Annotated in this window: 9 protein-coding genes and 1 pseudogene; 5 read left to right on the forward strand and 5 right to left on the reverse strand. The window is 57.5% G+C overall.

Annotated elements, in window-relative coordinates; translation table 11 throughout:
* From zipA to JWR17_RS13305, 3 genes and pseudogenes are all read right to left on the reverse strand, one after another.
* Window positions 1–110: pseudogene (gene zipA, locus JWR17_RS13295) on the reverse strand (cell division protein ZipA); the annotation flags it as partial.
* A 238-nt stretch (window positions 111–348) separates the two neighbouring features.
* Window positions 349–3,837, reverse strand: a complete 3,489-nt coding sequence (gene smc / locus JWR17_RS13300) for a chromosome segregation protein SMC (RefSeq protein ID WP_299832160.1) — start codon at window positions 3,835–3,837, stop codon at window positions 349–351.
* 3 nt (window positions 3,838–3,840) lie between these two features.
* Entirely contained in the window at window positions 3,841–4,500 is a 660-nt protein-coding gene (locus tag JWR17_RS13305; RefSeq protein WP_299832162.1) for a GntR family transcriptional regulator, read from the reverse strand.
* Window positions 4,501–4,765: 265 nt separating this feature from the next.
* Here JWR17_RS13305 and xdhA point away from each other — a divergent pair, with 265 nt between their 5' ends.
* The 4 genes from xdhA (at window position 4,766) to guaD (ending at window position 10,885) form a co-directional block, all read left to right on the forward strand.
* On the forward strand, window positions 4,766–6,220 hold the full coding sequence (gene xdhA, locus JWR17_RS13310) for a xanthine dehydrogenase small subunit (protein ID WP_299832164.1): 1,455 nt from the start codon (window positions 4,766–4,768) through the stop codon (window positions 6,218–6,220).
* Window positions 6,213–8,606: a xanthine dehydrogenase molybdopterin binding subunit gene (gene xdhB / locus JWR17_RS13315; protein WP_299832166.1), complete on the forward strand. Its 2,394-nt coding sequence runs from the start codon at window positions 6,213–6,215 to the stop codon at window positions 8,604–8,606. The genes xdhA and xdhB overlap by 8 nt, the downstream gene beginning before the upstream one ends.
* A gap of 70 nt (window positions 8,607–8,676) precedes the next feature.
* Window positions 8,677–9,519: a xanthine dehydrogenase accessory protein XdhC gene (gene xdhC / locus JWR17_RS13320; RefSeq protein WP_299832168.1), complete on the forward strand. Its 843-nt coding sequence runs from the start codon at window positions 8,677–8,679 to the stop codon at window positions 9,517–9,519.
* A 7-nt stretch (window positions 9,520–9,526) separates the two neighbouring features.
* Entirely contained in the window at window positions 9,527–10,885 is a 1,359-nt protein-coding gene (guaD, locus tag JWR17_RS13325) for a guanine deaminase (RefSeq protein WP_299832169.1), read from the forward strand.
* A gap of 98 nt (window positions 10,886–10,983) precedes the next feature.
* On the opposite strand, the gene JWR17_RS13330 is transcribed toward guaD, so the two are convergent.
* On the reverse strand, window positions 10,984–11,748 hold the full coding sequence (locus JWR17_RS13330) for a GntR family transcriptional regulator (protein WP_299832171.1): 765 nt from the start codon (window positions 11,746–11,748) through the stop codon (window positions 10,984–10,986).
* Window positions 11,749–12,026: 278 nt separating this feature from the next.
* Here JWR17_RS13330 and JWR17_RS13335 point away from each other — a divergent pair, with 278 nt between their 5' ends.
* Window positions 12,027–13,373: an NCS2 family permease gene (locus tag JWR17_RS13335; protein ID WP_299832173.1), complete on the forward strand. Its 1,347-nt coding sequence runs from the start codon at window positions 12,027–12,029 to the stop codon at window positions 13,371–13,373.
* 94 nt (window positions 13,374–13,467) lie between these two features.
* Here JWR17_RS13335 and JWR17_RS13340 read toward each other — a convergent pair whose 3' ends face one another.
* Window positions 13,468–17,541 (reverse strand): DUF6543 domain-containing protein, encoded by a 4,074-nt coding sequence (locus JWR17_RS13340; protein ID WP_299832175.1) that lies wholly within the window; start codon window positions 17,539–17,541, stop codon window positions 13,468–13,470.
* Window positions 17,542–17,560 lie beyond the last annotated feature (19 nt).

Raw genomic sequence — 17,560 nt, forward strand, 5'->3', positions numbered from 1 at the left:
AATTTCAGTTTTCCTTTGCCGCCGCGCATCCGGCGCCAGCCATCAAAAAGAATACCGGCAATGACAATAATGCCGATGACGATCAGCCACTCGCGCAGACCGATTTCCATGTAATCCAGTGCCTCTAGTAAAAAATGCTGAAAATAAGGGCCGAAACCCCTTTAAAACGTGGCGCCAACTCTATGTTCTGTCAGGCGTTTTACCCACGCATTAGAAATGTGTTGACTAAGCTAGCACGACCAAAGACATCTTTACACCGTCAGTTGCAACTGGTTGGTCACTGTAACGGATGTAAAGCGTGCAACTAGCTGTCAAATTGCCATCCATTTGCGCCCATCAGCCCTCCTGCTAGCCTTCGACCAGAGCCATCGCTTCCTCCACGTCTACCGCCACCAAACGAGAACACCCAGGCTCATGCATGGTCACACCCATCAATTGATCGGCCATTTCCATGGCAATCTTATTGTGGGTGATATAGATGAATTGTACCGTCTCAGACATTTCTTTCACGAGACGGGCGTAACGTCCAACGTTAGCGTCATCGAGCGGCGCGTCAACTTCGTCGAGCATGCAAAATGGCGCTGGATTCAGCTTGAAGATGGCAAATACCAACGCCAAAGCGGTCAAGGCTTTTTCGCCCCCGGAGAGCAAATGGATGGTGCTGTTCTTCTTGCCCGGTGGACGCGCCATGATTGTCACACCTGTATCGAGTAGATCTTCGCCGGTCAGTTCCAAATAAGCGCTGCCGCCACCGAAAACTTTTGGGAAAAGAGCCTGTAATCCACCATTTATCTGATCGAAGGTCTCTTTGAAACGATTACGCGTTTCTTTGTCGATCTTGCGAATGACGTTTTCCAGGGTGTCCAGCGCTTCAGCCAGATCGGCGTTCTGTGCATCCAGATAACGTTTGCGCTCGGATTGCTGCTGATACTCGTCGATGGCCGCAAGGTTGATCGCACCCAAGCGCTGAATCCGTCCGGCAATGCGTTCCAGCTCTTCTTCAGCGGCCTTTTCGTTAGTCTCAGAGGTTAGCGTGGCGAGCACGCCGTGCAAGTCGTAGCCGTCTTCCTGCAACTGGTCCTGCAAGGTCGTGCGACGCACCGTGAGCGACTGCCATTCCATGCGCTGTTGCTCTAACTGGCCCCGCACCAATTGCGCTTGCTGTTCGGCCTGACTGCGGCGTTTTTCAACGTCGCGCAGTTCGCGGTCGGCGTCTTCCAGCGCCAGCTTGGCCAGACGCATCTCGTCGTCCACCGCCATGCGTTTTTCCAGCAGTTCCTCAAGCTTGAGGCGCAGCTCTTCCAGTGGGGCTTCACCCTCCTCCAGATTGAGGCTCAATTGCTCGCGCTTTTCGTTGAGGCGCTCGGACTGCAACTCCAGCCGTTCAAGGGCCTGTCGGGTTGAATGGTGCTGTGCCTTGAGTGACCCCAGGCGGACCGCCAGTTGGTGCGCGTGATCTTTGTGCTGCCGCGCTTCCTGGCGCACACGGTCGAGGCGCTCGCGCAGGCTGTCGCGCTGGGCCAGCAGCAGTTCCCGTTGCTCGGTGTCCAGGGCCATGCTGTCCAGCGCGTCCTGCAGGTGCAGGCGGCACTCACCCAATTGTTCGTGTTCAATGGCACGCTGCTCACCCAGCTCGGTCAACTCTTCATCGAGCCGCGTACGGCGCAAAGTCAGCTGTTCGACCTTGGCTTTGCTGGCAGACAGCTGTGCCTTGAGCTCGCCTTGCTGACGCGCTTCTTCCTGCAAGCGGCGACGCAAATGCTCACGGGCGTCTTCTTGGCGCACCTGATGTTCGCGCAGGGTCAGCAGTTGTTCTTCGAGGGTGGCCAAGGTGGCTTCACGCTCATCGCGCTCAAGGCCCAGGCGGCTCAATTCCTGACCACGGGCCAGCACGCCGCTTTCCGCTTCACTGGCGCGGCGCACACGAAGAAAATGCCGACCGACCCAAAAACCATCGCGACTGATCAGGCTCTGCCCTGCCCCGAGTTGCCCGCGTAATGCCAGCGCATCCTTAAGCCGTTCCACTGGCTGCACCTGACCCAGCCACGCGGTCAAATCCACCGAGGCTTCGACCTTATCCAGCAAACTGCCAGGAATCGCTGCCACGTCGTTGGCGGGACTGATGAGACGCAAGTCTCCCTGCTCAAAACCGGCCAGATCCAACCCGGCGAAGTCGTCCACCAGCACCGCCTGCAGGTCGGCGCCAAGAACGGTTTCTACCGCCAGCTCCCAGCCCGACTCAACCCGCAGGCCCTGTGCCAAACGCGGACGTTCGGACAGTTGCTGATCGCGCAGCCATTGGGCAGTGCCGGTGCCTGGGTCGAGCGCCGCTTGCTGCAGAGCTTCCAGGGAGGCCAGTCGTCCGTTCAAGCGTTGCAAGTCGCCTTGGGCCTGCTGCTGCCCTTGATTGGCGTGTTGTAGCTCGTTGCGAAGGTGTTCAAGACCCTCCACTAATTGCTCTTCACTGGCGTGCAGTTCTTCAAGGGTCATCTCCCGGGTCGCGAGGTCTTCGCTGAGCTGCACTATCGCCGCGTCTTCCGGGTCGGCGGCGAGCAACTGACGTTCTTCGCCTAAGCGCCGCTGCCGTTCGCCCAGCCGCTCCATGCTGGTTTCCAACTGCTGGATGCGCGATTGCTGAACTTCAGCCTGACGTCGCGGCTCGGCGGATTGCAGGTTGAAGGCGTCCCACTTCTCCTGCCAGCTGTGCATGGTGGTTTCTGATTCTTCCAGGGCGGCGGCAGACTCTTCCGCGGCGGCGCTGGTGATTTCCTGCTCGGGCTCGAGCATTTCCAGCTCTTCGCCCAAGGTCATGAACAGCGTGCGGTCCAGGCCCAGGTGCGATTCGGTTTCAAGACGCGAACGCTCGGACTCGCGCAAATCGTCCTGCAATTGGCGCAGGCGTTGCTGTCCGTGCTGAATGCTTTGCTCGATCCGGGCAATGTCGCCGCCCACCGAATAGAAGCGTCCTTGCACCAGGTTGAAGCGCTCGGACAGATCATGGTGCCCATCGCGCAGGCGTTCGATGCCAGCATCGGCATTACGCTGCTCGGCGACCAAGGCTTCGAAGCCGATCTCCTGGGTGCCGATCAGCGCTTCGCGCTGGCCAACCTGCTCGTTCAGCGCCTGCCAGCGCAGGGCTGAGAGTTGCGCCTTGAGCTGCCGCTCTTCGCCTTTGTATTCCTGATACTTCTCGGCGGCCTGGGCCTGACGGTGCAGCCGATCGAGCTGGCGTTCCAGCTCGTCGCGCAGATCGGTGAGCCGCGCGAGGTTCTCATGGGTGCGACGAATGCGGTTTTCAGTTTCCCGGCGACGCTCCTTGTACTTGGAGATGCCCGCCGCTTCTTCGATGAAATTACGCAAGTCTTCGGGCTTTGACTCGATCAGCTTGGAGATCATCCCTTGTTCGATGATCGAGTAGCTGCGCGGACCCAGGCCGGTGCCGAGGAAGATGTCAGTGATGTCGCGGCGACGGCATTTGGTGCCGTTCAGGTAATAACTGGTCTGGCTGTCGCGGGTGACTTTGCGCCGAATGGAAATCTCGGCATAGCTGGCGTATTCGCCGAGCAAGGTGCCGTCGGAGTTGTCGAACACCAGTTCGATGCTGGCCTGGCTCACCGGTTTGCGCGTGGTAGAGCCATTGAAGATGACATCGGTCATCGATTCGCCGCGCAGGTTTTTCGCCGAGCTTTCGCCCATCACCCAACGCACGGCGTCGATGATATTGGACTTGCCACAGCCATTGGGGCCGACGACGGCGGCCATGTTGCTGGGGAAATTGACCGTGGTCGGGTCGACGAACGACTTGAACCCGGCCAGCTTGATGCATTTGAGACGCACGGGTCAGTGAGCCGGCAGCGCGGACAAGACCAGTTTGCAGCTGCGCTCGCCGTAACTGCCCAGGACTTCGCGAATCAACACTGGGTCCCGCGCCACCACCGCTTCGAGCAATTGGCCGAAGAGGCTCAGGTACTCGCTCATCTCCGCCTTGCGCTGATCCAGTGCCAAGTAATAGTTGCGGCTCATGGACGGTTGCAGGTTTTCAACGGTTTCTTGCAGGTACAGATTGTTGGCGAATGGAAAAGCCGCGCGCATGACATTGAAGCTGTCTTCGACGAAGAGTTTTACGTCCTGGCGTTCATAGCTGAGTTTCAGGCGCTGTTGGATCTGCACGAAGGGCGCAAGATCGGCCGGGGATTCCCAACGATTGGCCACGGCGATGGCGAGCAGAATGTACAGCTCACTCATCAAGGTGCAGAGGCTTTGAATATTGTGCGCGTTGAGTTCGGTGACCTGGGCGCCACGGCGCGGCAGGATGACAATCAAGTGGCGGCGTTCAAGAATCAGCAGCGCTTCGCGCACGGAGCCACGGCTCACGTTCAGCGAGGTTGTCACCTTCTGCTCCTGAATGCGTTCCCCTGGCTTGAGTTCGCCACGGATGATGCGCTCAGCGAGGTGGTGAGCGATTTGCTCGGCGAGGCTGTCGGGCGCCTTGAACGTCATGGTTATCCTTCAACTTCAGCTCAATTTTACAAGCCGCGCAGTGTATCGCATGGCGCAGAGCCATACGGCTTGAATCTGGCACGAAATAAGCAATATTTGTGTAGCCGTTCTTAGTTTAGCGCTGACGTTGCACTACCGTTAATCGGCAGACAGGGGGAAAATCGGTTTTCCTGACTCATAGGTCAGAAATTTATTGACCATTAAGTCAGAACTGATAGATTCAGCACCATGTGTCTGATTATAAAAAGTGCAGAGAGGACCACCCGTGATTCAATTCTTACTCAACCAAGAGCTGCGAACCGAGCATGCCTTGGACCCGAACCTGACCGTGCTCAACTATCTCCGCGAGCATGTGAGCAAACCCGGCACTAAAGAAGGCTGCGCCAGTGGCGACTGTGGCGCCTGCACGGTGGTAGTCGGTGAATTGAATCCTGATAGCAACGGCGTTGAACACTTGCGTTATCGCAGCTTGAATTCGTGCCTGACCTTCGTCGCTTCGCTGCACGGCAAGCAACTGATCAGCGTTGAAGACCTCAAGCATCAAGGCCAACTGCACAGCGTGCAAAAAGCCATGGTTGATTGCCATGGGTCGCAATGCGGGTTCTGCACCCCCGGTTTTGTTATGTCGCTGTTCGCATTGCAGAAAAACAGCAGCGAAGCCAACAGTCATCAAGCTCACGAAGCACTTGCCGGCAATCTATGCCGATGCACCGGTTATCGGCCGATTCTGGCCGCCGCCGAACAGGCCTGTGGCGAACGCCAGCCGGACCAATTTGATCAGCGCCAAGCGGGGACCATTGCCCAACTGCGCGCTATTGCACCGAAGGAAACCGGTGAGCTCAACAGCGGCGACAAGCGTTGTCTGGTGCCGCTTACGGTGAACGACCTGGCCGAACTGTATGATTCGTATCCCCAGGCGCGGTTGCTGGCAGGCGGTACCGACCTGGCCCTGGAAGTCACTCAGTTCCACCGCTCGTTGCCGGTAATGATCTATGTCGGCAACATCGAAGAGATGAAGCGCGTTGAACACTTCGAGGACCGTCTGGAGATTGGCGCGGCGACCTCGCTCACGGACTGTTATGCCGCGTTAAGCGCTGAATACCCGGACTTCGGCGAGCTGCTGCAGCGCTTCGCTTCGTTGCAGATCCGTAATCAGGGCACTCTCGGTGGCAATATCGGCAACGCTTCGCCAATTGGTGATTCGCCGCCGCTGCTGATCGCTCTCGGCGCGCAAATCGTACTGTGCAAAGGCCAGACCCGGCGCACGTTGGCGTTGGAAGATTACTTTATCGATTATCGAGTAACCGCGCGTCAGGACAGCGAATTCATTGAAAAAATCATCGTGCCCAAGGCCAACGCCCGGCAGGTGTTTCGTGCCTACAAAGTCTCGAAACGCTTGGATGACGACATTTCTGCGGTGTGTGCCGCGTTCCGTTTGCAGGTAGAAAACGGCGCCATCGTCGAAGCCCGCGTTGCGTTCGGCGGCATGGCGGCGATTCCCAAACGTGCCACAGCGTGCGAACAAGCGTTGATCGGCGCGCCTTGGACCTCTGCCACCGTCGAGCGCGCCTGCGCGGCCTTGGCTGATGACTTCACGCCGCTCTCCGACTTCCGCGCCAGCAAGGAATACCGCCTGTTGAGCGCGCAAAACCTGCTGCGCAAGTATTTCATTGAACTGCAAACACCTCACATCGAAACGCGGGTGACCTCCTATGTCTAATCATGCCCCGGAAAAAACCCAGGCCGAAATGGTGGCGCTGTTTCAGCAGGATTTGAAGACCGGCGTCGGCCGTAGCGTCAAGCACGACAGCGCCGACAAGCATGTGTCGGGCGAAGCGGTGTACATCGATGACCGCCTGGAGTTTCCTAATCAGCTGCATGTGTATGCAAGGATGTCCGACCGGGCGCATGCGCGAATCATCAGCATCGACACCTCGCCCTGCTATGCCTTCGAAGGTGTGCGTATTGCCATCACCCATGAGGACATTCCCGGCCTCAAGGACATCGGACCGCTGTTGCCCGGCGACCCGTTATTGGCCATCGATAAAGTTGAATTCGTCGGCCAGCCGGTTATGGCAGTCGCCGCACGGGACCTGGAAACCGCGCGCAAGGCGGCGATGGCCGCGATCATCGAATATGAAGATTTGGAGCCAGTGCTGGACGTGGTCGAAGCGTTCCGCAAAAAGCATTTTGTTCTCGACAGCCACACCCACAAACGCGGCGACTCAGTCACCGCCCTGGACACTGCTGAACATCGTTTGCAGGGTAATTTGCACATCGGCGGCCAGGAACACTTTTATCTGGAAACCCAGATCTCGTCAGTCATGCCCACCGAAGACGGCGGCATGATCGTCTATTGCTCGACGCAAAACCCCACCGAAGTGCAGAAACTGGTGGCCGAAGTGCTCGGCGTGTCGATGAACAGGATTGTGGTGGATATGCGCCGCATGGGCGGCGGTTTCGGCGGCAAGGAAACCCAGGCGGCCAGCCCGGCGTGCCTGTGCGCAGTGATCGCTTTGTTGACCGGGCAGCCGACCAAAATGCGTCTGCCACGGGTCGAAGACATGTTGATGACCGGCAAGCGTCACCCCTTCTATATCGAGTACGACGTCGGTTTTGATAACAGCGGACGGTTGCACGGGATTCGCCTGGAGTTGGCCGGCAACTGCGGGTGCTCACCGGACTTGTCCAACTCCATCGTCGACCGGGCGATGTTCCACGCCGACAACTCGTATTACCTGGGCGATGCCACCATCAACGGCCATCGCTGCAAGACCAACACCGCGTCGAATACGGCCTATCGCGGCTTCGGCGGACCACAAGGCATGGTCGCCATTGAAGAGGTGATGGACAGCATCGCCCGCTACCTGGGCAAAGATCCGCTGGACGTGCGCAAGGTCAATTACTACGGCAAAACCGAGCGCAACGTCACTCACTACTACCAAACCGTCGAGCACAACATGCTCGAGGAAATGACCGCCGACCTGGAAGCCAGCAGCCAGTACGCCGAGCGCCGTAAGTCGATTCGCGCGTACAACGCCAACAGCCCGGTATTGAAAAAAGGCCTGGCGCTGACCCCGGTGAAATTTGGTATTTCCTTCACCGCCAGCTTTCTCAATCAGGCCGGTGCGCTGATCCACATCTACACCGACGGCAGCATCCACCTGAACCACGGCGGCACCGAGATGGGCCAAGGCCTTAACATCAAAGTCGCCCAGGTGGTGGCTGAAGTGTTTCAGGTGGACATCGACCGTATTCAAATCACCGCGACCAACACCGATAAAGTGCCGAACACCTCGCCGACCGCCGCTTCCAGCGGGGCCGACCTGAATGGCAAGGCAGCGCAGAACGCGGCTGAAATCCTCAAGCAGCGCCTGGTGGAATTTGCGGCGAAGCAGTACAAGGTCAGCGAAGACCAGGTGGAGTTTCGCAACGGTCATGTGCGGGTTGGCGAGTTAGTCATATCGTTCGAAGCCCTGGCGATGCAGGCGTGGGTCGGCCAGGTTTCGCTGTCGAGTACCGGCTACTACAAAACCCCGAAAATCTACTACGACCGCACCCAGGCGCGCGGCCACCCGTTCTATTATTTTGCCTATGGCGCGGCATGTGTCGAGGTGGTTATCGACACCTTGACCGGCGAGTACAAAATGCTCCGCACTGACATCCTCCATGATGTCGGCGCCTCGCTGAACCCGGCGATCGACATCGGCCAGGTGGAAGGCGGATTCATTCAGGGCATGGGTTGGTTGACCATGGAAGAACTGGTGTGGAACGCCAAAGGCAAACTGATGACCAACGGTCCGGCCAGCTATAAGGTCCCGGCGGTCAGCGATATGCCATTGGATCTGCGGGTGAAGCTGGTCGAAAACCGCAAGAATCCGGAAGACACGGTGTTCCATTCCAAAGCAGTGGGAGAGCCGCCGTTCATGCTTGGGATTGCAGCCTGGTGCGCAATCAAAGACGCCGTGGCCAGCGTCGCCGATTATCGCCATCAGCCGAAAATCGATGCCCCCGCGACTCCGGAACGGGTGCTTTGGGGCTGTGAGCAGATGAGAAAGTTGAATGCCTCGGTTCAGGATGCACTGGTGGCACGGGAACTGGTCTGAATCACACCCGGGTGAATGTGTAGCACCGCAGATGATTGTTTGGCGGCGTTGAAATAATCAGGAGAAGAACATGGATAACTGGATCAGTGCCCTCGCCGACTTGCAGAAACAGGGCGAGCCGTGCGTGTTGGTCACCATCATCGACGAGCGTGGTTCGACGCCGCGAAATGCAGGGTCGAAGATGGTGGTCAGCGCCGAGCGAATCTTCGAGACCATCGGCGGCGGCCATCTGGAATTCAAGGCCATGGAGATCGCCCGGGAAATGCTCGCCAGTGGCAATCAGAATACGCGCCTGGAGCGTTTTAGCCTCGGTGCGAGCCTCGGTCAATGCTGCGGCGGAGTGAACGTGTTGCTGTTCGAACCCATGGGTCAACCACAGGCGCAGATCGCGGTGTTCGGCGCAGGCCATGTAGGACGCGCATTGGTGCCGCTGCTGGCGAGTTTGCCGTGCCGGGTGCGTTGGATCGACTCCCGGGAAAATGAATTTCCCGTGCAGATTCCCGAAGGCGTGCTGCGCATCGTCAACGAAGAGCCTGTGGATGAAATCGAGAATTTACCCAAAGGCAGCTACTGCATTGTCATGACCCATAACCATCAACTGGATTTGGAACTGACGGCGGCGCTGCTCAAGCGTAACGATTTTACCTATTTCGGCTTGATCGGCTCGAAGACCAAACGGGTCAAATTCGAGCACCGTCTGCGCGAGCGCGGTTTTGACGCAACCTTGTTGCAGCGCATTCGCTGCCCCATGGGGCTGGCTGAGGTCAAAGGCAAATTGCCCGTGGAAATCGCCGTGTCTATCGCCGCTGAAGTGATCGCCACCTACAACGCCAACTTCGGCCAACACAGCGCCGACGCAGCCCCAATTGCCCACTTGCTGCCGGTATCCCGCCGCAGCCAGGCACAACAATGAGAACGTTATGACTTCCGTTTCTGCCAGCGCCGTTGCCCCGACCGTTGAGAGCCCCCGCAAGAAAGCCTACCGCGCCGCGATCCTGCACAGCATTGCTGATCCAGCCGAAGTGGTGATCGAGGCCTCCTACGAGTATTTTCCCGACGGCTTGCTGGTGGTTGAGGACGGCAAAATTGTCGCCCTTGGCCACGCCACCGATTTGCTGGGCACCTTGGCCAGCGATGTTGAGGTGACCCATTACCCTGACGCGCTGATCACCCCTGGCTTCATCGATACGCACATCCATTTGCCGCAAACCGGGATGGTTGGCTCGTACGGTGAGCAATTGCTGGATTGGCTGAACACTTACGTTTTCCCGTGCGAACAGCAGTTCGCCGACCCTGCCCATTCGGCGCAAGTGTCAGACATTTTCATCAAGGAATTACTGCGCAACGGCACCACCACCGCGTTGGTGTTCGGCAGTGTGCACAAGGCCTCGGTTGAAGCTTTTTTCAGCGCCGCAGAGAAGCTGAACCTGCGGATGATTGCCGGCAAGGTGATGATGGACCGCAATGCGCCGGATTACCTCATTGACACCGCCGAATCCAGCTACGTCGACAGCAAGGCGCTGATCGAACGCTGGCACGGCAAAGGCCGTTTGCACTACGCCGTGACGCCACGCTTCGCGCCGACCAGTACCCCGCAACAGCTGGCGTTGGCCGGGCAGTTGCTCGGCGAATACCCGGACGTGTACATGCAGACCCACATCAGCGAGAACCTGCAAGAGATCGAATGGGTCAAAGCGCTGTTTCCCGAACGCAGCAATTATCTGGACGTGTACGACCATTTCAAATTGCTCGGCGAACGCTCGGTATTAGCCCATGGCGTGCACCTGTGTGACGACGAATGTGCGCGTTTGGCCGAGACCGGATCAGCGGTCGCCTTCTGCCCGACGTCGAACCTGTTCCTCGGCAGCGGTTTGTTCAACCTGCCCATGGCGGAGAAACACAAACTGAATATTGGCTTGGGCACCGATGTCGGTGCCGGCACCAGCTTTTCCCTGCTGCACACGCTGAATGAAGCGTACAAGGTGATGCAGCTTCAAGGCACCAAACTGAGTCCATTCAAGTCGCTGTATCTGGCAACGTTGGGGGGAGCCCGGGCGCTACGCCTGGAAGACAAGATTGGCACGTTGCACGCCGGGACTGAGGCGGACTTTCTGGTACTCGATTACAACGCCACCCCGATCCTGTCCTACCGCTTGAAACAAGCGCACAACATCGAAGAAAAGTTGTTTGTCTTGACCACGTTGGGCGATGACCGCACGGTGCTGGAGACCTACTCGGCTGGGCAGCTGGTGCACAAGCGCGATTCCAGAGACCAATAAATCGCCTGTAGGAGCCAACTTGTTGGTGAGCTTTGTGGGGCCATTCACAGGCCGCTTCGCCAACAAGTTGGCTCCTGTAGGGGTAGTGATTCCCGGGGCTAAACCGCCTGGCTACGGCCTGGCTTTTTCTTCGTCAGCATCAGGTGCGAGAACACGGCATGCAGGTCGTCGGAGGCGCTGTCTTCGTCGAGGTTGAGTTTGCTGTCGATGTGGTCCATGTGATGCATCATCAGGTTCACCGCCAGCCCGGCATCACGGGCTTCAATGGCATCGATCAGTTGATTGTGTTCATCGTAGGAGCAATGCGAGCGGTTGCCGCTTTCGTACTGGGCGATGATCAACGATGTCTGCGACACCAGGCTGCGCTGAAAGCTGATCAGCGGTGCATTCTTTGCCGCCACTGCCAGCTTCAAGTGAAACTCGCCTGACAAACGAATCCCGGCACCACGGTCCCCACGTGAAAAACTGTCGCGCTCGTCGCTGACCATCTGCCGCAGTTCGGCAAGTTGCTCTGGCGTTGCGTGCTCAACGGCTAACTCGGTGATGGCTTTTTCAACCATGCGCCGGGCAAAGAATACCTGGCGGGCTTCCTCGACACTCGGGCTGGCAACCACCGCGCCACGGTTGGGCCGCAACAGCACAACCCCTTCGTGGGCCAAACGTGACAGCGCGCGACGAATGATCGTGCGGCTGACCCCGAATATTTCCCCCAGCGCTTCCTCACTCAGTTTCGTACCTGGCGCGAGACGCTGTTCGAGTATCGCCTCGAAGATATGCGCGTAAACGATATCGTCCTGGGTTCCAGTGCGACCAGCCTTGGCGGTCTTCGGCTGTTTTTTGAGGGGCTGCAACTGTTCGTTCATGGGCACTCGAGGGGAAGTCACAGAAAAGTACCAACACATTGTACACAGTGCATGGGTTGTGAATAGCCACGGTTGTATTAACCGCGTTATGCATACAATCTTAAATTTTTATCCCACAACAGATAAAACATTATTTGCTTTTTTTGTATACAAAAGCATAATCGGCTTCGTGCACTTTCCTGACTTAATGGTCAAAAAAACCATCGGTCCAGATGCACTGCCTCACCGCACCGCGACAGGTGTGGGAAAAACAATAAAAGACCCGAGGAATACCCACTGTGGAAAGCCCTAAATCCGAAGCAACGACGCTGGATCTAACGCCGCCACGCACCGGCCTGCTTGAACGTGTGTTCAAACTGAGCCTGCATGGCACGACCGTCAGAACCGAATTGTTGGCGGGCCTGACGACGTTCATCACCATGGCGTACATCATTTTCGTCAACCCTAACATCATGGCCGATGCAGGCATTGATCACGGGGCAGCGTTCGTCGCCACCTGTATTGCCGCTGCGCTGGGCTGCCTGTTGATGGGTCTGTACGCCAACTGGCCCGTCGGACTCGCCCCCGGCATGGGCTTGAACGCGTTTTTTACTTACACCGTGGTCGGCACCATGGGCTACAGCTGGCAAACCGCCCTCGGTGCGGTGTTCATTTCCGGCTTGATCTTCATGTTCTTGACCCTGTCGCGCATCCGCGAATGGCTGCTTAACAGCATCCCGGTCAGCTTGCGTTTCGCCATGGGCGCGGGGGTCGGATTGTTTCTCGGCATCATCGGCCTGAAGACCGCAGGGATCGTGGTGGCCAGCCCCGCTACGTTGATCAAGCTCGGTTCGCTGCGGGAACCGGGGCCGTTGCTGGCCGCTATCTGCTTTCTGATGATTGCTGTACTCAGCTACCACCGGGTTTTCGGCGCGATCCTGATCAGTATCATTGCGGTGACGCTGGCGGGCTGGGGTCTGGGACTGGTGCAGTACAGCGGCATTTTCTCCACCCCGCCGAGCCTGGCGCCAACCTGGTTGGCGATGGACGTCAAGGGTGTGTTCAACGTCAGTATGATCAGCGTGGTGCTGGCCTTTCTCTTCGTGCACATGTTCGACACCGCCGGCACCTTGATGGGTGTCGCTCAGCGCGCCGGATTGGTAAAGCCAGATGGCAAGATAGAAAACCTGTCGAAGGCAATGAAAGCTGACAGCGCCTCCAGCGTGTTCGGCGCCCTGGTTGGTGTACCACCCGTCACCAGCTATGTCGAAAGCGCGGCAGGTGTTGCCGCTGGCGGACGTACCGGACTCACAGCGGTCACCGTCGGCGTGCTGTTTATCGTGGCGATGTTTTTCGCGCCCCTGGCCGGAATGATCCCCGCCTACGCCACCGCCGGTGCGCTGATCTACGTGGCGATGCTGATGATGGGCGGTATGGCGCACATCAATTGGGACGAAGCCACCGACAGCATTCCGGCCATTGTTACGGTGATAATGATGCCGCTGACCTTCTCGGTCGCTGACGGCATCGCGTTGGGTTTTATTACCTACGTTGTACTCAAAGTCGGCACCGGCAAGCACAAGGAAATTTCAATCAGCCTGTATGCGCTGTGCGTGATTTTCGTCGCCAAGTTCGTGTTCCTCTAACGAGACCTTTCACCGGGTGAAAGCAGGCTGATCTGCTTTCATCCTGTTTCAGGCCGCGCCTGCTTTAGCGCTTAGGGTTAGGGGTTGGTCGCGATCAAATATTGTCCGCGAGCCGCACCACGAACAATTGCGTGCGATGTCCCAAAGTCCGGGGCACGTTTGCACCGCCCACCAATCTGATCAGGTTTCCCTCGGCTCGCGCAGCCGTGATACTTGACGCGATGGCCGTGCCCGCATAACGCATCAGGAAGCTGTCAATCCATACGTCAGACATTGGAAAACCGAACGATGACGGCAACTGGTCGCCAATAATCTGCGACGAATGCACCCGCCGCACGCTCAGCATGTACAGTTGATCGCATCCGGGTCGACGAAATATCAAGGTAGGCGTGAAATGCATCAGGTTTCCGTCGGGCAGCATTTCGTAGCCACTGCTGCTTAACTGTCGCGCCAGTATGTCCGCCAATTCTTGCCCGGTTACTGCGTCTGGTCCTACACGCCGTAACCGGCCGACCTTGAAAACATCACCGGCTTGAAAATCCAGACGGAAGAATGACTCCAGCGAACTTTCGTAGCTGATGTTGATTGCCTGGTAATTGGAACCAGAATTTGCAGGCACTGCGCCGTCAAGCATGGTTAGCGGGTCGTTAAGCTTCGGCAAAGGCGCTGGGTGCCCTTTGCGCCAAGCGTTAAGCGTCGCTTTTATATTCATCAATCGGGTGGCGGTCAGCGAAACCCCATCGTCGGCCAATTGATAGAGTTTCTCCGCCAGCACTCTTTGGGATATCGGCGACAACGAAGGACGAATATCCGCGATCAAATACTGGATTTTCTTCGAGAACAGGGTGCCGTGCACCGTCCACTTGCCATCCTTGTAAGCACTCATGACCGGCTGACCAAACCGGTCGGCACTGATCGTTTCGCTCAGCTCTGTGAAACTGCCACTGGAAACACCCTGTTCCGGATTGCGCAGAAAGACAATGGTGGGATTTCGCGTGGTACCCGCTGGCAGGACTTCGTAATACTTGCCACCCATGGCAATCATTTCCCGCTCCGGCATTCCCGGTTTCAGATAGATCGGCGGCTGACTATGGGTAGGTTCCAGAACAGCAAACTCGTCCATATTCCTGCCCCAGTTTTTCCAGCTGTCCGGCGACGATTTCCATACGATCACACTGGCACGGCTCGGCCCGGCGACGGGCTGTGCAGGCTGACGATCTGTTTCGCTATCGGGCACCGGCGGTTGTTTGCGCTTGCCTGTGACCGGCACCGGTTGCCCTGCAGGTTGGCGCCGATAGGCTTCGGCCCAGTCCGGCATTGACCGATGGCTTTGATAATGGACTGCCAGATCCAGCTCAAGGCGTCGCTGTTGATCAGACGGAAATTCGAACTGATCGAGCAGCTCTCGCGCCTGCTTGCGGGTGAAGCTGGCGTCAGTATGGGCTTCGCTGATCAAGGTTTCGGCAATACTCGATTTCACGCCGCCCTTGAGGCCAACATCGGTGTGATAGACCCAATCCCCCTGCGCATCGAGACGTACCGGCGGCTCATAGCCTTTGCCTGGGACTTTATGCAGACGCAGGGTTTGCTCCCCTTTGCGCCGGTAGACCTGATAAACACTGCCATTTCGTTTGATCCACAGCTTCCCGTCCTTGAAAAAGGTGCCAGCATCCATCCCGTACTGCCTACGCGCATCCAGCAGTGAGACGTCGGCTTCGAAGCCTTTGAAAGCTGGCAAGACGTAACGTTTGCGAGTAGACGAAGGCAGCCTTTTTGCCACCGTCGTCATCTGCCGCAGCCGGGTGGTGCGCCGTGCAATTTTGGCAAAAACCGCGACAGTCGCCACGCCAGGCACCGCCGACAACAGGATATCCAAGACACAAAAAGAGGCACTGGCGACTAACAACTCGCCCTCTTCCTTCTTGCCGCCGCTAAAAGCCGACGCGGCAGCGTGGCCATCGTGCCAGCCATCCTGCAAACTGAACAACGTGCCAAGCCCAGGCAGAAAAGACAGTAGCGCCCTGAAATATGCTCTGTAGGTCAGGTCTTTGCGCAGATCCCGTTCACGGTGAATATCGCTATTGCTTCGTGCATCACGTTTGGTTCGTGCGTAAATCAGATAGGCGCGGGCTTCTAACTGTTGCTGTGCCATGTGCAAAAAAACCGCAGGGACAAAGGCGATAAAACCATCGAACTTACGTGCCAGCGATGCTTCGATATAGGTTTTGTCGGCTGCGTGGCGGGTTTCGTCGTCCGTACGCGAAGCCAGGTATTCAACCAGTGATGGATGGGCGTTGAGTCGGTTAATCAAACGTTCTTTGGCCGCTGGCAAGCCATGCGCTTCTATCAAGGAAATGCCGTCGGGCGCTCGGGGCAAATATACCAACGTGGTCGCGGTGGGCTCGTGATGGATAACGCACAGTCCAGAGAGCGTTGCGCCATTACTGTCACCGTTGACCGCATGGCCGGGATTCAGAACGATCCAACTCATCTGCAACTGATGGGTGCGCAAGTGCGCATTAGAGTGCGCCTGCACCGCCCACTGGAGCACTTTGTAAGCGTGAACGCTCAACTGCTTGCTGTGCAGCGCCGCAAACCCCTCCAGTAACATTTCTTGCTCATAGGGTTTGATCAAGACCTCTCGAGCAATAGGTGCTGATTGCACAGACTGCGTTTGAAACACTTTGCGCAGCAGCGTTCGGTACTGACCGGCGATATCCATCGCCGGAATAATTCCAGCCAGATAATCAACGGTCAGGTCAGGCGCGGCGGCCAACGTTGTATCCGCAACATTAATTCGAGCAAAGGTGAGCCGCGCCGTCATCTCATCATCGTTGGGATCAAGGTTATGTCGCGCCAGTTCGGCCAGTGACTGTCGCACCCGTTCAACACTGGGGATCCATTTACCGTGGCGAAGCGAGCCGTACTGTTGATCGATATCCAGTTCCCGAGCCACGCTTTTCGGTAGATCAACGAACAGCTGATCGGCGTCCACATCAATGCTCAGATCCACCTTTATCCGCGCGGCCAGTTGTTGCCCAGTGAATGCTTCGAAAGACGGCAGCGCCGCGTCCAGTTGCTTCTCCAGCGCGCCTGCCGCGGCGTGGTATTGGCGTAACTGTTCAGCGTATTCCCGGCGAACGGTTTCTGCCGCGCTCAATAACCAGGACGGCATCTGATTCAGCAATTCAACCGTGCGCTGCTGTTCGGCAAGGTGCTCGGTCGCTCGATCCCGAGCTTCGTTACGATGGACATGAAGATTGTCCGCCCATTCCAGATGAACGCGTTCCAGGGTTGCACTTTCGTCAGTGGCGTCGTCAAAAAAAAGTTGCCCGGCCTTGGCTGCGCGGGTGACGGCGGCAAGGCATTCGACCTGCGCATACACGCTGTGAGTCATGACGGGAACCGTCGTGGCGCGTAGGGTCAACTGCAGCGAACCGGACGTGGCGTCATCCATTAATCCGGCCCGCGCCGACGCGGCTACGTGCCGCCAAAATGGCGTGTCCAGACCCGATTGCAAGGTGAACAAAACAGAGTCTTTGAGGGTTTGCAGACTCGAGAATTTCTGCAAGCCGCCATCTTTTCCCGGCATGAACAGCAGCACCGATTCGTCGCTGTCCGCAACGTCCAGCGCCTGTTGTGTGGTGAACAGCAATATCCCGTTCAGGGCCTGAACCGAATCGGCCGTTGCCAGGCACAGTTCAGCCACATGAACCGGGCCAATCGAAGAATCAAGCATGGCCAACGCTTGCTGGAGCAAGGTCAGGTCAGTCGCGCTGATGGCGCCTTCATAGGCCTGAAGCTGTGCTTCGCTGAGCAGAGACTGTTCGCGGTACTCGATCAGCTTGGCTGTGTGTTCCGTGATTCGTTGTGCGTCACCCGTGCCTAACGTCTCGACAATGCCTTGCATGGCCAACGCCGAGGCGTGCAAAGCAGCATGGCTTTGTCGGTACTGGGCCAAAGGCTTGCTGCGCTCGCCCTCCTCTCCGATCCACGTCTGAATACGCAGGCCACACAATGCGATTTTTTCCTGGTTCAATACCGTAAAGGGTGCAGGCAGCAAGCTACCAAACGATACGAGTCGGCGGTACAACAGGGCATCATTGGTAGGAATTTCAGCGACTTGCGTGGTTAGCAGATTGGCGGGGGTTAGCGTCTTTGCAGTCATGGTTCACTCCGGGCTTGGT

It is taken from the genome of Pseudomonas sp. (assembly GCF_028293835.1).
Classification (GTDB): Bacteria; Pseudomonadota; Gammaproteobacteria; order Pseudomonadales; family Pseudomonadaceae; genus Aquipseudomonas.

Coding starts and splice junctions, on each gene's coding strand:
- xdhB (WP_299832166.1), top strand. CDS start 6,213: ATGTCTAATCATGCCCCGGAAAAAACCCAGGCCGAAATGGTGGCGCTG.
- JWR17_RS13340 (WP_299832175.1), bottom strand. CDS start 17,541: ATGACTGCAAAGACGCTAACCCCCGCCAATCTGCTAACCACGCAAGTC.
- xdhC (WP_299832168.1), top strand. CDS start 8,677: ATGGATAACTGGATCAGTGCCCTCGCCGACTTGCAGAAACAGGGCGAG.
- JWR17_RS13330 (WP_299832171.1), bottom strand. CDS start 11,748: ATGAACGAACAGTTGCAGCCCCTCAAAAAACAGCCGAAGACCGCCAAG.
- JWR17_RS13305 (WP_299832162.1), bottom strand. CDS start 4,500: ATGACGTTCAAGGCGCCCGACAGCCTCGCCGAGCAAATCGCTCACCAC.
- guaD (WP_299832169.1), top strand. CDS start 9,527: ATGACTTCCGTTTCTGCCAGCGCCGTTGCCCCGACCGTTGAGAGCCCC.